13 protein-coding genes are annotated in these 14,445 nt (G+C 59.1%); 12 read left to right on the top strand and 1 reads right to left on the bottom strand.

The annotated features are described in order from the left end of the window. Nucleotides 1–248: 248 nt before the first annotated feature. The 5 genes from FHK95_RS07240 to rmuC all read left to right on the top strand — a co-directional run bounded on the left by FHK95_RS07240 (nt 249) and on the right by rmuC (nt 6,230). Nucleotides 249–833, top strand: coding sequence for a DUF4823 domain-containing protein (locus FHK95_RS07240; protein ID WP_150303933.1), 585 nt, complete (start codon nt 249–251; stop codon nt 831–833). A gap of 14 nt (nt 834–847) precedes the next feature. After that, nucleotides 848–1,441, top strand: a complete 594-nt coding sequence (locus FHK95_RS07235) for a DUF1285 domain-containing protein (protein WP_150303932.1) — start codon at nt 848–850, stop codon at nt 1,439–1,441. Nucleotides 1,442–1,686: 245 nt separating this feature from the next. Then, nucleotides 1,687–3,840 carry an adenosylcobalamin-dependent ribonucleoside-diphosphate reductase gene (locus FHK95_RS07230; RefSeq protein WP_150303931.1) on the top strand — a complete coding sequence of 718 codons (2,154 nt, stop codon included), beginning with the start codon at nt 1,687–1,689 and terminating at the stop codon, nt 3,838–3,840. Between the two features lie 50 nt (nt 3,841–3,890). Then, a complete protein-coding gene (locus FHK95_RS07225) occupies nt 3,891–4,592 on the top strand; it encodes a TSCPD domain-containing protein (RefSeq protein ID WP_150303930.1) in 702 nt (233 codons plus the stop codon). Nucleotides 4,593–4,676: 84 nt separating this feature from the next. Beyond that, nucleotides 4,677–6,230, top strand: a complete 1,554-nt coding sequence (gene rmuC, locus FHK95_RS07220; protein ID WP_150303929.1) for a DNA recombination protein RmuC — start codon at nt 4,677–4,679, stop codon at nt 6,228–6,230. Nucleotides 6,231–6,531: 301 nt separating this feature from the next. Here rmuC and rnk read toward each other — a convergent pair whose 3' ends face one another. Beyond that, the gene (rnk, locus tag FHK95_RS07215; RefSeq protein ID WP_150303928.1) at nt 6,532–6,939 is read right to left on the bottom strand and encodes a nucleoside diphosphate kinase regulator; all 408 of its coding nucleotides are present in this window, start codon (nt 6,937–6,939) and stop codon (nt 6,532–6,534) included. Between the two features lie 408 nt (nt 6,940–7,347). Here rnk and FHK95_RS07210 point away from each other — a divergent pair, with 408 nt between their 5' ends. The 7 genes from FHK95_RS07210 to FHK95_RS07180 all read left to right on the top strand — a co-directional run bounded on the left by FHK95_RS07210 (nt 7,348) and on the right by FHK95_RS07180 (nt 14,374). Then, a complete protein-coding gene (locus FHK95_RS07210; protein ID WP_150303927.1) occupies nt 7,348–7,596 on the top strand; it encodes an acyl carrier protein in 249 nt (82 codons plus the stop codon). 118 nt (nt 7,597–7,714) lie between these two features. Next, on the top strand, nt 7,715–9,067 hold the full coding sequence (locus tag FHK95_RS07205) for a TAXI family TRAP transporter solute-binding subunit (RefSeq protein WP_150303926.1): 1,353 nt from the start codon (nt 7,715–7,717) through the stop codon (nt 9,065–9,067). Nucleotides 9,068–9,132: 65 nt separating this feature from the next. Continuing rightward, nucleotides 9,133–10,050, top strand: a complete 918-nt coding sequence (locus tag FHK95_RS07200; protein WP_150303925.1) for an AAA family ATPase — start codon at nt 9,133–9,135, stop codon at nt 10,048–10,050. Next, a complete protein-coding gene (locus tag FHK95_RS07195) occupies nt 10,050–11,009 on the top strand; it encodes a DUF58 domain-containing protein (RefSeq protein WP_150304107.1) in 960 nt (319 codons plus the stop codon). The genes FHK95_RS07200 and FHK95_RS07195 overlap by 1 nt, the downstream gene beginning before the upstream one ends. Continuing rightward, nucleotides 11,006–13,030, top strand: coding sequence for a transglutaminase family protein (locus tag FHK95_RS07190; RefSeq protein ID WP_150303924.1), 2,025 nt, complete (start codon nt 11,006–11,008; stop codon nt 13,028–13,030). Before FHK95_RS07195 ends, FHK95_RS07190 begins: the two co-directional genes overlap by 4 nt. 45 nt (nt 13,031–13,075) lie before the next feature. After that, on the top strand, nt 13,076–13,543 hold the full coding sequence (locus tag FHK95_RS07185) for a DUF3429 domain-containing protein (RefSeq protein WP_150303923.1): 468 nt from the start codon (nt 13,076–13,078) through the stop codon (nt 13,541–13,543). A 111-nt stretch (nt 13,544–13,654) separates the two neighbouring features. Further along, nucleotides 13,655–14,374, top strand: coding sequence for a YebC/PmpR family DNA-binding transcriptional regulator (locus tag FHK95_RS07180; RefSeq protein WP_150303922.1), 720 nt, complete (start codon nt 13,655–13,657; stop codon nt 14,372–14,374). The last annotated feature ends 71 nt before the right edge of the window (nt 14,375–14,445 follow it).

Raw genomic sequence — 14,445 nt, 5'->3', positions numbered from 1 at the left:
TGGATTCGGGATCGAAACCCTGAATCCCCCTAGCCCCCTTTTTCAAAGGGGGGACTGTACGTGCGAGACCTGGCGGATGTCTGCCGTTCTGATAAATGGCTATTGCTTGAGATATAAGCCACCAGCCACTCCGACCGGTTCCCCCTTTGAAAAAGGGGGCTAGGGGGATTGGCTTTTGAGCCATGGCTCACTAAAGAATATCCCGGCTCGTTCCGGGATCTGGGTATTCAAAAACAGGGAGAGACAGCATGCGGTGGACTGCGTTGTTGCTGGGACTGGCGGTGCTGACCGGCTGCATGAAGCCGTCTGATATGCGCGAAAGCGCGCGGTATTACCTCGACGATGCGGGTCTGACCAATAACTACCGTATCAACCGGAGCGCGACCTGGACCCTGGAGTCCGATGCCAGCCTGTATATCGCACAGGGTCATTTTTTGCCTGTCGGCCATCCCTATTCGCGGCCGAACGTGGTGGCCGAAGAGGCCTTTGCTGCGGCGGCTCAGGTATTTCCCCTGGTACAACGAGCGCAGCAGCCTGCAGGGCTGGAGGAGGCGCTGGATCAGGCACGCTTGCAGCGCTCTGACTTTCTGCTTTACACGCGCTTTGCCAGTGCGGAAGGTGCCGAGCCCAAACAACAGCAGGATCAGTGGAGCGAACTGGGCGTCGACAAAGCCATGCTGCAGCTCATTCTCATGGAAACATCCACCCGTCACGTTGTCGATTTTGTAACGATCGAAACCAAGGGCGGCTTCCTTCAATTTTTCAAGGCCAAGCCATCGACGCTGTTACGTCCTCCCCTTGAGGATTACAGCCGTCAACTGCTGGGCCGTTGACCCGAGGTAACAGCATGACGAGTGAAAAACCGACTGCCGAATCCATTCTGCAAAGTATTCCCGAGCCTGAGCTGAGTACGCCGCGGCGGGCACCGGCACCGGTGCACCTGTGGAATCCGCCGGTAAGCGGCGAGATGGACATGCGTATTGCCCGTGACGGTACCTGGATCCACGAAGGCACCGCTATCACCCGCAAACCCCTGGTCCAGCTTTTTGCGGGGATTCTGCGCTTCGACGAGGACCAACGTTATTACCTGGTCACGCCAGTCGAGCGCTGGGCCATTCAGGTTGAGGACGCGCCCTTTGTAGCGGTCTCGCTGGAGGTCGAGGGGGAGGGTGAACACCAGGTGCTCCGTTTTACCACCAACCTTGATGACAGCGTTGAGGCGGGCCCGGACAACCCGATCCGTGTCGTCGTTGATCCTGACACGCAGGAACCCTCGCCCTATGTGCTGCTACGTACCAATCTTGAAGCCTTGATCAACCGCAACGTGTTCTATGACCTGGCTGAGCGTGCGGTAGAGCATAAGGTCGACGGTAAAAGCCGTTTCGGCCTCTGGAGCCACGGCACATTCTTCCCCATCGACGGCACGTCAGCGGCTAGCTGACACCGGTCATCGATCAGCGTCGTCGCTCCGACGGCGCCGATCCCAGTCAAGACGCGCTTCCCCGCCTGTCAAGTTCCTGCAGCCTGAAAAATCACAATTAAAGCAGTTGCCCAAATCCATATGTGGGGCTAGGATTGCGCTTTATGCACTACAAGTAGTGTTTTTCGTTTCCGGATGCCCATTGACAGCAAGCTGTTGTTCAGGTGGGACTTTTCCGGCGTAGCCTAGTATTTCGGGAGAAAGCAATGAGTCAGACAGCCAAGGTGCAGCGCCTGCATAACGTCGTCACCAGTATCACTTTGCAGCCTGCGTCGGAAGATATTTGGGATACCAAGTACCGACTCAAGACCAAGGACGGGTCACCTATCGACAAGACTGTGGATGAAAGCTTCCAGCGCGTAGCGCGGGCACTTTCTGATGTCGAAGCTCCCGAACTGCGTGAAGAGTGGTACGACAAGTTTTTGTGGGCGCTGCGCCATGGCGCCATCCCGGCCGGACGGATCACCTCCAACGCCGGTGCGCTGGAACACAAGCCAGCGACCTCGACCATCAACTGCACGGTGTCGGCGACTATCGGCGATTCGATGGACGACATTCTGTCCAAGCTGCATGAAGCCGGGCTGACGTTGAAAGCCGGCTGCGGTATCGGTTATGAATTCTCCACGCTGCGTCCCCGCGGCGCCTATGTGTCTGGCGCTGGTGCCTATACCTCCGGGCCACTGTCGTTCATGGATATCTACGACAAGATGTGCTTCACCGTGTCATCCGCTGGCGGCCGTCGTGGCGCCCAGATGGCAACCTTCGATGTGGGCCATCCGGATGTCACCGACTTTATCCGGGCCAAGCGCGAAGGCGGCCGGCTGCGTCAGTTCAATTTGTCGCTGCTGATTACCGAAGCCTTCATGAAAGCGGTTGCCGCTGATGAAGACTGGAAATTGTCCTTTCCGGTTACCCAGTCCGAAGTCGACGCTGATGGCATCGACCTGAACGATGAAAATCAGGTGATCTGGCGTAACCTGCCGTCCAATGATCGCTACCTGACCCGTGCCGATGGCAAGGTGGCGTGCCGTGTGTCCAAGGTCATGCGCGCCAAGCGCATCTGGGACATGATCATGACCTCGACCTATGACTTCGCCGAACCCGGCTTCATCCTCATTGACCGCGTCAACGAAATGAACAACAACTGGTTCTGCGAGGAAATTCGCGCCACCAACCCCTGTGGCGAGCAGCCTTTGCCGCCCTACGGTGCCTGTCTGCTGGGCTCAATCAACCTGACGCTGTTCGTGCGCGATCCCTTCACCGAGAAGGCGCGTTTCGATTGGGATGAGTACCGCAAGGTTGTCGATATCTTTACGCGCATGCTGGACAACGTGGTGGAAATCAACGGCTTGCCGCTGGAACAGCAACGCAACGAGATCTACCGCAAGCGTCGCCACGGTATGGGCTTCCTCGGTCTGGGTTCGACCATGACCATGTTGTGCATGAAGTACGGTTCACCCAAGTCGCTGGAGTTCACCGAAGAAGTATCGAAGGAAATGGCCATCCAGGGCTGGCGCACAGGTCTGCAGCTGAGTGAAGAGAAGGGCGCCGCACCGCTGATGGACGAAGAGTTCATCGTCACCGAGGCCATGCTCGCCAAGCGTCCGGAAATGCGCAAGGACGGTCTGAAGGCGGGGCAGAAGGTGACCGGCAAGCTGTTGTGGGCGAAATACAGCCGCTATATGCAGCAGGTCGCTGCTGAAGATCCGGAGCTGGTTGCCGCACTCGCCGAGAAGGGCTCACGCTTTACGCACCACAGCTCGATCGCGCCGACGGGTACCATCTCGCTGTCGCTGGCCAACAATGCCTCCAACGGCATCGAGCCGAGCTTTGCGCATCACTATTTCCGTAACGTGATCCGTGAAGGCAAGAAGTCCAAGGAAAAGGTAGACGTCTTCAGCTTCGAGCTGCTGGCTTACCGGCATTTCGTCAATCCGGAAGCGTTGCCGAGCATGGAGGCGGGCACCCGCAATCTGCCCGAGTATTTCATTGCCGCCGACGACGTCAAACCGACCGAGCATGTTGATGTGCAGGCAGCGGCGCAGAAGTGGATCGACTCATCGATTTCCAAGACCGCCAACGTGCCAACCGACTATCCCTATGAGGATTTCAAGGACATCTACCGGTACGCCTACGAAAAGGGCCTGAAAGGCTGTACGACTTTCCGCTTCAACCCGGAAGCCTTCCAGGGCGTGTTGGTCAAGGAGCAGGATCTGGCTAACACCACCTATCGTTTCAAGCTGGAAGACGGATCCTTTGTTGAAGCCAAGGGCGGAGATGAAATCGAGTACGACGGCGAGATGCACAGCGCCGCCAATCTGTATGATGCCCTCAAAGAAGGCTATTACGGCAAGTTCTGAACCCAAGATATGATTGAGCCCCGTCGCGGCGGGGCGAGGAAGGATTTAACATGGCATTGAAAATCAGCAGCAAGATTGTCGACTATTCGGTCGTCAAGCCGGACGACGCGAGCCGGGAAGTGGAAGTCCAGACGCCTGTGGTGAAACTGGAAGAGATGCATGAGAAGCTCAAGCGTCCGGAGTTTCTTGAAGGCTCTACCTACAAGATCAAGACGCCGACGTCCGAGCACGCGATCTACGTCACTATCAATGACGTGATTCTCAATCACGGCAGTGATCATGAAACGCGTCGGCCCTTCGAGATCTTCATCAACTCGAAGAACATGGAGCATTACCAGTGGATTTCAGCCCTGACGCTGATTATCTCTGCCGTGTTCCGCAAGGGCGGCGACTGCACCTTCCTGGTTGAAGAGCTGCGCAGCGTATTCGACCCCAAGGGCGGCTACATGAAGCGCGGTGGGCGCTGGATGCCGTCACTGGTGGCCGAGATTGGCGAAGTGCTGGACCAGCATCTCAAGCGCATCGGCATGATTCAGGACGGGATGGACGACCACCAGCGCGCGTATCTCGAGCAGAAACGTGCCGAGTTCATGGGCGTTTCGGCCCAGAGCCAGGCGTCTGCCGAGTGTGATGACAGCACTGAAGAGTATCCACCGGGCGCGCAGATGTGCGCCAAGTGCCACACGCAGGCGGCCGTTCTGATGGACGGCTGCATGACTTGCCTGAGCTGCGGCGACAGCAAGTGCGGTTGAGCTGTAGCACCTGTACGTGACCAGAGCCCCTTTCGAGGGGCTTTGTTGCATCTGTGAGTTGCATCGGTAACAAGGAGAAAGGTGATGAGCCCGAGCGATCTCGAAGCATTGATGCCCGGCGTCCTGCTGGCAACCGTGCTGGGTTGGGGGATAACGGTCTGGCTTATGTCGCGACGTCAGGCCGAGTCCCGCAACGAGCTGGAAGCGCAGCGCGAGCGCTACCAGCATCTGCAAATGGAAGCACACCAGCAGCTGGCCCGTCAGGGCGCACTGGACGCGCGCGTTGAACACATCCAGGACACACTGGATGTGCTGCGCGACCAGCATGCCGAAGTGTGCAAACGGCTGAGTGAGGCCGAACAGCAATGTCACCAATGGCAGGTGCAGGCGGAGCGGGCGCAAACGCTCAGCAGCGAGCAGGTCCGGCAGCTGGCCGAACTGCGCGGCGAACGCGAAGCGCTCAACACCAGATTGCTGGATCTGCAGGTCACCCATGAGCAATTGAACGTCGAACACTCCACCCTGTTGAGCACGCTGGAGCAACGCCAGCAGCACTTCACCGAACAGCAACAGTTGCTCAAGGACAGTCGCGAGCAGCTCAAGCTGGAGTTCGAGCAGCTCGCCAGCCGCATCTTCGAAGCCAAGGGTCAGGCGTTCTCCCAGCACAGCCAGCAGTCGCTGGATGCGCTGCTCAAGCCCTTCCGCGAGCAGATCGACCAGTTCCGCAGCAAGGTCGAGGACATCCACCACAAGGACACCCAGCAGCAGGCCGCGTTGGCTCAGGAGCTTCAGCACCTCAAGGAGCTGAATCGACAGATTACCCAGGAGGCGCATGATCTCAGCACGGCCCTGCGCGGGCAGAAGAAGACCCAGGGCAACTGGGGCGAGCTGATCCTGGAGAATGTGCTCGAACGTTCAGGCCTGCGCCAGGGCCAGGACTTCAAGCGCGAAGTGAGCATGAATAACAGCGAGGGCAAGCGCCAGCGTCCGGACGTTCTGGTCTACCTGCCGCAGGACAAGCATCTGATCATCGATGCCAAGGTGTCGCTGAATGCCTATACGCGTTACATCAATAGCGAAGACGAAGGTGAGCGGCGTATCGCCCTGGCCGAACACGTGCAGGCCATTGGCGAGCGCATTCGGGAACTGTCTGATCGGCACTATTTCGAGTTGCCGGGGCTCAACGCGCCGGAAATGGTGTTCATGTTCATCCCCATCGAATCGGCTTTTGTCGAGGCGCTGAAGGCAGACGAGACGCTGTTTCAGAAAGCTATCGAACAGAACGTGCTGGTCGCGACACCGACCACCTTGCTGACCAGTCTGAATATCGTACGCCAGCTATGGCGCTTCGAGGATCAGAACCGGCATACCGCCGAATTGGCAGATCGTGCAGGCAAGGTGTATGACAAGTTGCGCACGTTTCTCGGCAGCATGGACGGTATTGGTAAGAGCCTGGAGCGCGCCACGGAAGCCTATCAGCGGGCCTGTGATCAGTTGGTGAATGGGCGCGGAAATCTCGTCAAGCAAGTTAGTGATTTCAAGGGCTTGGGTGTGTCTGTTAAAGCCGAATTGGAAGAAGGCTGGACGGATAGAGCGGGTTTGGAGTTGACTCGGGAGTCATCGGCGTCGACGGATTGATTAGAAGCTGGCTACCAAAAGAGTGCGGAATGGAAAGCTTCGGCGCGCTATGGAGGGCCGGGTTCCATCCCGGCCATAGCACTCGCCAGCCACGCCGCTGGTCGAGATGGAACTCGACCGTCCACTGCCCGCGTCTGGTCCAAGCGATCGGTTGTAAGGTCAGGTTTTCATCGTAACCAGAGGGCTGCGCAGGAAACCCCGCTGGTCGAGCTGGGGGCTAGAGGCGAGAGTAGAGGCAAATTTGGAGGATAGAAGAAAGAGTGGTTGATATATCAGGCCCGGATTAACCGGGCCTTTTGTCTTACAGGTGAAAGTCGCCGCTGGCTTCAGGCTGATAGAGAATATCGATGATCTTGAGCTTCTGCGGTCGGCCATTGGGCCCCGTGCAAGAAATGCTCTGTCCTTTTTTCAGCCCAAGCAGGGCGATGCCTACTGGCGCCAGAATCGAAATACTTCCGGCACGGCCGGCCTGTTCCGGATACACGAGGGTCAGGACGAATTCGCGCTCGCTCGCCTCGTCAACGAAGCGGACGGTAGAATTCATGGTGACCACGTCGGCTGCAATGCGCTTGTGACTGACTACCCTCGCTCGGAGCATTTCGCCTTCGAGGGCTTCGAGCAGGTCAATGGGCGCATCCATGGTCGCGAGCAACTCGTCCAGTCGCTGGATATCCAATTTTGTCATCACAATTGCGGGTGATTTGTTCATGGCGAACGGCACAACTCCTTGTCAGGAATAATAATTCATTGGTTTTGTAAGACTTGAAAGCATGCGCAAACTGGTTCAGATACGGCACAAACGCCGAAAAGGCGCAGTTAACGACTCGTAACTGAGCTCATCGACGCGACTTCAGATCCGGTAACAGCAACGCAGGTGGCTATTTCAAGTGCCTGTGAAGCGATGGCCAGCAGAACACCGGCACCCCTCGACACTACCAGAACCGGGCAAGGTTGCAAGCCGTGGTTGTGGCAAAAGATAACCAGACGGAAGCTGTTGGGCCCTGAGTGCGGTCGATGCGGCCAGTGTCGACTTTAATAGACCCTAGCGGCGACCGTGGATATTTGTCAGAATCCGCCGCTCTTCGGGATAAGCCCGATGTGACCGGAGGATATCTGATTGGACCGATTTGCCGAAATCCAGGGACTGCTGCGCCGTAGTTTGCAACTCGATGATGAGGTGGTACTGGATGCAGATACCGAGCTGCTCGGGGGGCTGCCTGAATTCGACTCGATGGCGGTAGTGGTCATCCTTGGCGAAATCGAAAGCACCTTTGGTATACAGATCGCCGATGACGAGATCGAAGGCGAGGCGTTTGCAACCGTAGGGTCGCTGTATGAATTCGTCTCGGCGCGCCTGGGCTCATAGCAGGCTCAGTTAGCGGTTGAATGGCGCTACCCGAAGACCGGGGTGTCAGATAGCCATTCGCCGTTACACCGGGCTGCGGTTAGACTGGGTGGATCGTCTAACGCGCCGGAGTCCGTCATTGAACGTCTTTAAACAGGCTGCAGTATTCGTTCGCGCCAATCTCTGGATTATTCCTCTGGCCGCGGGCGTGATCTGGATACTCTTTCGGTTTCTGGATCCTGCTCCGCCACGCACCGTCGGCATGACGACCGGCAGCGAAAACGGTGGCTATCATCAGTTTGGTTTGAAGCTCAAGGAGCGTCTGGCACGTGACGGGTTGACGCTTGAGCTGTATCCCAGTCGTGGCAGTGTCGACAATCTCCAGCGTCTGACCGATGGGTCGGATGACGTACAGCTTGGCCTGGTCCAGAGCGGCACTACCGCCATGCTTGAGCGGCAGCAGCTGCGGCGGTTGCGTGGCCTGGCTGCGCTCTACCGCGAACCCTTATGGCTGTTTCAGCGCAGTGATCTCGAAATTCAGCGGCTAACCGATCTGCACGATCACAGGGTGTCGGTGGGTACCGAGGGCAGCGGAACCTGGTCGGTGGTACGCAGCCTGTTCGGGCAGGTCGGTAATGGGCGTGCGCTGGAGTTGCTTGAGGCCGGCACCTGGCAGGCGCTGGGTAGCGCCGCGAGTGCTCGGGCGTTGCTCGACGGCGAGCTGGATGCGGCCTTTCTTGTGCTCCCGGTGGGTAACAGTCTACTGGCGGGGCTGATCTCCGACCCAAATGTTCAACTGGTAAACTTGGCCCAGAGCGAGGCGTTGGCATCGCGGTTGTCCTTCCTCGAACATATCATCGTGCCCGAGGGGCTGTTGGACCTGGCAGGCAATGTGCCTCCCCAGGACACCTCGCTGCTTTCGCCGGTGGCCATGCTGGTCGCGAATAATGAATTCCACCCTGCGCTGACATCCTTGATTCTGGAAGCCTCACGTGAGGTGCTGCGTGAAGGCAATCTGCTCGATGCGCCGAATACCTTCCCTGCGCCGGCGCCAATGGAGCTGGAACTCACCGGTGAGGCTGAATACTACCACCGCGAGGGCGTGCCGCTGCTGCAGCGCCATCTGCCATTCTGGATTGCCTCCATTGCCGACCGTTATGTCGTCCTGCTGATCCCCTTCATTGTGATCATGCTGCCGCTGCTGCGCAGTATGGGCCCGATCTACACCTGGCGCATGCGCGCGCGAGTTTTCAGATGGTACGAACATCTGCGCCGCGTTGACCGGTTGATCATCAACGGCCAAATCGAGGGCAGTATCGACACGGAGATCGCTGGCTTGCGCGCGCTGGAGAGCGATCTGAGTCGGGTGGAAGTGCCCTTGTCCTATGCCCACGAGCTGTACAGTCTGCACCTGCACGTGCGTTACATGATCAACCGCCTCGAGGCGATGAAGCCTGAGCCCGCCGAGCAGGACACGGCGGACCAGGGCTGACAACGGGCTTTGCGCCGCGCCTGGCAAGCTCTACCATGGAAGGCAGGACAGATACGAGGTGAATAATGAGGGATGTATTAAACGGGGCGCTGCATGCGGTTGATCAGGTTCTGCTGGGCAAACCGCACGCGGTAAAGCTGGCGGTGGCGTGCATCCTTGCCCGCGGGCACTTGCTGATTGAGGATTTGCCGGGAATGGGCAAGACCACTTTGTCCCAGGCGCTGGCCAGGGTGATGGGCTTGAGCTATCAGCGTATCCAGTTCACCAGTGATCTGCTGCCGGGAGATATTCTCGGCACCTCGGTGTTCGACCGTAACAGCGCGGAGTTCGTCTTCCATCCGGGGCCTATTTTTGCCGAGCTGATCCTGGCTGACGAGATCAATCGCGCTACGCCCAAGAGTCAGAGTGCGTTGCTTGAGGCAATGGAGGAGGGGCAAGTGACGGTCGACGGTGCGACTCGCCCGTTGCCTGATCCGTTCTTCGTCATCGCGACGCAGAATCCGGTGTCGCAAAGCGGCACCTTCGCCTTGCCTGAATCCCAGCTCGACCGCTTTCTGATGCGCCTGTCGCTCGGTTATCCGTCCCTGAGCGCCGAGAAAGCGCTGCTGCTGCGCGGCGGTCGACGTGCCAGGCTGGATAATATCGAGCCGGCGATGACCCGCGAGCAGCTGCATATGTTGCAGCAGGCCGTCCCCGAGATCACCGCCAGCGAGCCGATCATCGATTACATTCTGCGGCTGGTAAACCGCACCCGCGAGAGCCAGGTATGTGCCTGGGGATTATCGCCGCGCGCCAGTCTGGGGCTGCTTGCCGCGGCCCGCGCCTGGGCCATGCTTGAACATCGCGGTTACGTGATTCCAGAGGATGTGCAGGCGGTGTTGCCGGCTGTGGTGAGTCACCGTTTGCGAGCCAGCGAGGATCCAGCAGGGCATGGTGGGGGCGGGCTTGCGCAGTGGCTGCTGAACGGGGTGCCAGCGGTGTGATCGCGCGCCTCGGTGGCCAGGCCAGTGGCGTCTTTGCACGGTGGCTGAACAAGCGCATACCGCCCGCCAGCCAGGTGCAGCTCAATCACCGGCGCATTTTCATTCTGCCCAGCCGCGCGGGGCTGGGCCTGATGCTGCTGTTGCTGATCATGCTCATCGGCGCAATCAACTACCAGAACAGCCTGATATACGCGGTCACTTTTGTGCTAGCCAGCCTGTTCTGGGTCAGCCTGTACCATACCTATCGCAATTTGTCGGGTCTGCAGGTGCATGGCGCCGGCAGCCGTCCGGTATTTGCTGGCGAATCGGCTCCCTTCGATCTGACCTTGCGCGCCCTGGACCGCGAGCATCAGTCGGTACGCCTGATGTGGCCCGGGGAGACGCCGCAACAGGCGGATGTAAACAGCAACCAGGAGGCGCAGGTAACGCTTTATCACGCTGTGCAAAAACGGGGCTGGTTCAAGCCGCGGCGTTTGCGCATCGAGACCCGTTACCCGCTTGGCTGGTTTGTCGCCTGGAGTCTGGTCGATCTGAACCTGCAGGTGCTGGTGTATCCCAAACCTGTAGATGCACCCTTGCCCGGTGCCGGGCGTAGCGGTGAAGGCGAGGGTGAACAGCCCTATGGTGAAGGAGTCGATGATTTTCAGGGGTTGCGCGCCTATCAGCCAGGCGATTCACGCAGGCGCCTGGATTGGCGCGCCTGGTCACGGGGACAGGGCCTACACAGCAAGGTGTTTGCCGAGCCGCTGCAGGACAGCATCTGGCTGGATCTTGACGCTGCTCCGGGGGTTGATCTGGAACAGCGCCTCGGTTGTCTGGCGGGTTGGATACTGCAGTTGGAGCAATCCAGCCAGCCCTATGGTTTGAGCCTGGCAGGGGAGCAGCAGGGGCCCGCACTCGGCGACGCGCATCGTGATGCCTGCCTGCTCGCTATAGCGCTGTATGGAGTGGCGCCATGACGGGCTCGGCACTGATCCCGCGTAACAGTCTGGCGTGGCTATTGACCGCTCAGGTGGTCGTACTATTACCGCATCTGCCACGTCTGCCGATCTGGGTCGCGGTACTCTGGATGGTCTGCGCGTTATGGCGGGTGCAGATTCAGCGCATGCGCTGGGGTTATCCCGGCATAGTGAGCAAGGCGCTGGCCATTCTGGTCAGCGTGGTCGGGGTGTATGTCACCCAGGGTACGTTGATCGGGCTCGATGCGGCCGTGTTGCTGTTGTTGCTGTTGTTCATGCTCAAACTGTTGGAAATGCGTGAGCCGCGGGACGCTCTGGTAGTGATCTACCTGGGCTTTTTTCTCATCGCGACAGCCTTCCTGTTCAACCAGAGCATTCTGCTGGCGCTGTACCAGTGCGTCTCGCTGCTGGTGCTGATTGCGGCGCTGGTAGGCCTGCAACAGACATCCGGGCGCAACGATCCGGGACGCGCCCTGCGCACGGCTGGGGTGCTGTTGGCGCAGGCAATACCGCTGATGCTGGTGCTGTTCCTGGTATTTCCACGGCTGGGTCCGCTGTGGGCAGTCAACTCACCGGGGCAGCAGGCGACCACCGGGCTTTCGGAGAGTATGGCGCCGGGTGATGTAGCAGATCTTGCGCAGTCAGGTGCGTTGGCGTTTCGGGTCAACTTCGAGGGTCCGATTCCCGCACACGAGCAGCTGTACTGGCGCGCCATGACCTTGAGTCAATTTGATGGGCGTCGCTGGAGCCACACGGCGGTTGGCTCTGGCGGTGGACCTGGAGCGTTACAGGTGGAGGGTGCATCGATCGGCTACCGCGTCGTAACCGGCGCCAGTCATCAGCCCTGGCTGTTCAGCCTGCGTGGCGCTACCTCGACGACGGATGAACTGGTCCTGACCCGGGATTTCATGTTGCGCGCCAGACGCCCGATCAGTCAGACCACCGCGTATTCCGCGACCTCCTGGCCGGACAGTCTGCTCGACCCACAGGGGTTGGACGCGCTGCAACGGCGGCTGTATCTGGCGTTTCCCGAGGGCAGTGACCCGCGCACCCGGGAATGGGCTCAAACCCTGCGGCGGCAATACCCGGATGATGCCGAGTTGATCCAGGCCATGCTGCAGCATTTCAACCGCGAGCCATACCACTACACGCTGCGTCCGGATACGCTTGGGGAACATACCAACGACGAGTTCCTGTTCGACACGCGGCGCGGGTTCTGCGCGCATTTCGCTGGCGCCATGACCTTTGCGCTGCGTGCAGCCGGCGTACCCTCACGTATCGTTGCAGGGTATCAGGGCGGGGAGGTCAATCCGCGTGGCAACCATGTATTGGTGCATCAGTTTGACGCCCACGCCTGGGTCGAAGCCTGGTTGCCGGGCCGCGGCTGGATCTCGGTCGATCCCACCTTCCAGGTAGCACCGGAGCGCATCGAGCGCGGCTTGCAGGAGGCTTTGCGCGGCGAAGGCAGCTTTTTGCAGGATTCGCCCTTGTCCGGCGCGCGTTATCGCAGCATCGGCTGGATCAACAACATCCGGCTGGCCTGGGATGATGTGAACTACCGCTGGCAGCTGCATGTGCTTGGTTATGAGAGCGAACGCCAGCTGGATTTTTTCCGCCGTTGGTTTGGTACCGCTGACTGGCAACGCATCGCCATCATCGCGCTGATTGCCGCCGCAGTGGTCATGCTGCCACTGGCGCTCTGGACGTTGCGCCCGCAAAAGCGGTCTAATGACCCGCGCAAGCGTGCATGGAACAAGCTCAATCGTCGACTTGCGCGGCTCAGGCTCCAGGCCCGCGATGGGGAGGGACCACGTCATTGGCATGCGCGATTGGTGACAGCGCTGCCCGCACAGAAGCCTGAGCTGGATGCTTTCTTCGACGAGTACGTGCAGCAGACCTATGCGCGTAGCGTGCCGGTCGCCGACCCAGCCAGCGCGGCGGTACTCAGATCCAGGCTAGGATCTTTATTGCAGCGCCTGCCACGCAAGCGCCGGCCCGGCCCGGTCACCTTGATCGACTGAGGGAGTGGTCTGACTCAGTGCTTAATTACAGATAACGGAGCTTTCATGCACCCTTTCAGCGCCATCCGCCCCCCGAAACTGGCTATCAGCCTGGGCTTCATCGGGCTGGTCCCGTTTATCACCGGGTCGCTTGGCATCTGGGTCACACCCGAGGCCTGGCGCGAGCGCGTGCTTGAGGAGTTACTCACCTACGCCGCGATCGTGATGGCCTTTATGGGTGCCATTCACTGGGGGCTGGCCATGCGCGCTGAAGAGTCCAGTGAGAAAGCGCCGATTCAGTTGGGGCTGTCAGTCATCCCGCCATTGCTTGGCTGGCTGGGGCTGAGCCTGCCGGTTCACTTTGCTGTACCCATTTTCTTGATTGCGTTTGGCACGCTGTATTACGCCGATATCTGGGCTGTCAAACAGGGGCTGGCACCGGTGTGGTATCCAGCGCTGCGTAAACCCCTGAGCATTGTGGTCGTTATCTTTCTACTGATTGCCTGGCTGGCAACGGTTACGCCATTGCTTTGAGTGCATAGCTCGCGCTGCCAATACCCGCCGCCCACGACCATGGCAATGGATCTGGCCGGGATCTGAGCGTAAAATCCGGAGTTTTCCGACAACCTACAGGACAGCACACCCATGGGCCGCGCTTATCAAAACCGCAAAGAATCAATGGCCAAAACGGCTGACGCAAAAACCAAGGTCTACAGCAAGTATGCTCGCGAGATCTACGTTTGCGCCAAATCAAGCGGTGTTGACCCCACGGGTAATCTGACATTACGCGGTCTGATCGAGCGGGCGAAGAAAGACCAGGTGCCAGGGCACGTCATCGACAAGGCCATCGACAAGGCCAAGGGCGGCGGCGGTGAGGATTTCGCCGTTGCGCGCTATGAGGGTTTTGGTCCGGGTAACTGCATGGTGATCGTCGATTGCCTGACCGATAATCCCAATCGCACCATTTCCGACGTTCGTAACTGCTTCACCAAGACCAAGAGCAAGCTGGGCACCGGCGGCAGCGTGAGCCACATGTTCGATCACTGCGCCATTCTCGCCTTTGCCGGCGATGATGAGGACGCGGTGCTTGAAGCCCTGATGATGGCTGATGTGGACGTGAGCGATATCGAGAATGAGGGCGGCACCATCACGGTGTTTACCCCGCACACAGAGTACGCCAAGGCCAAGCAAGCGCTGGCAGACTTGTTGGGGGATGTGGATTTTGCGGTGGACGAGATTCAGTTCCTGCCGCAGATCATGACCGAAGTGAGCGGTGAAGATGTGCCGATGTTCGAGAAATTCATCGACATGCTCAACGATCTGGAAGATGTGCAGAACATCTACCATAACGCGGAAGTGGCTTAAGCTGTTTTTGGGGCCGGGAGCTTTCCGGCCTGTGATGCTGGTTAGATCGGCTGGCCTGGCGGCCAGCGTCG

It is taken from the genome of Pseudomonas saliphila, assembly GCF_008638345.1.
GTDB classification, from domain to species: Bacteria; Pseudomonadota; Gammaproteobacteria; order Pseudomonadales; family Pseudomonadaceae; genus Halopseudomonas; species Halopseudomonas saliphila.
The sequence above is the reverse complement of the archived record's forward strand: the minus strand, read 5'-3'. Positions and strand labels throughout refer to the sequence as shown.

What these genes read in the sequence shown, in the direction of transcription:
- FHK95_RS07180 (WP_150303922.1), top strand. Translation starts at nt 13,655, where the DNA reads ATGGGCCGCGCTTATCAAAACCGCAAAGAATCAATGGCCAAAACGGCT.
- FHK95_RS07200 (WP_150303925.1), top strand. Translation starts at nt 9,133, where the DNA reads ATGAGGGATGTATTAAACGGGGCGCTGCATGCGGTTGATCAGGTTCTG.
- rmuC (WP_150303929.1), top strand. Translation starts at nt 4,677, where the DNA reads ATGAGCCCGAGCGATCTCGAAGCATTGATGCCCGGCGTCCTGCTGGCA.
- FHK95_RS07185 (WP_150303923.1), top strand. Translation starts at nt 13,076, where the DNA reads ATGCACCCTTTCAGCGCCATCCGCCCCCCGAAACTGGCTATCAGCCTG.
- FHK95_RS07190 (WP_150303924.1), top strand. Translation starts at nt 11,006, where the DNA reads ATGACGGGCTCGGCACTGATCCCGCGTAACAGTCTGGCGTGGCTATTG.
- FHK95_RS07235 (WP_150303932.1), top strand. Translation starts at nt 848, where the DNA reads ATGACGAGTGAAAAACCGACTGCCGAATCCATTCTGCAAAGTATTCCC.
- FHK95_RS07230 (WP_150303931.1), top strand. Translation starts at nt 1,687, where the DNA reads ATGAGTCAGACAGCCAAGGTGCAGCGCCTGCATAACGTCGTCACCAGT.
- FHK95_RS07240 (WP_150303933.1), top strand. Translation starts at nt 249, where the DNA reads ATGCGGTGGACTGCGTTGTTGCTGGGACTGGCGGTGCTGACCGGCTGC.
- rnk (WP_150303928.1), bottom strand. Translation starts at nt 6,939, where the DNA reads ATGAACAAATCACCCGCAATTGTGATGACAAAATTGGATATCCAGCGA.
- FHK95_RS07225 (WP_150303930.1), top strand. Translation starts at nt 3,891, where the DNA reads ATGGCATTGAAAATCAGCAGCAAGATTGTCGACTATTCGGTCGTCAAG.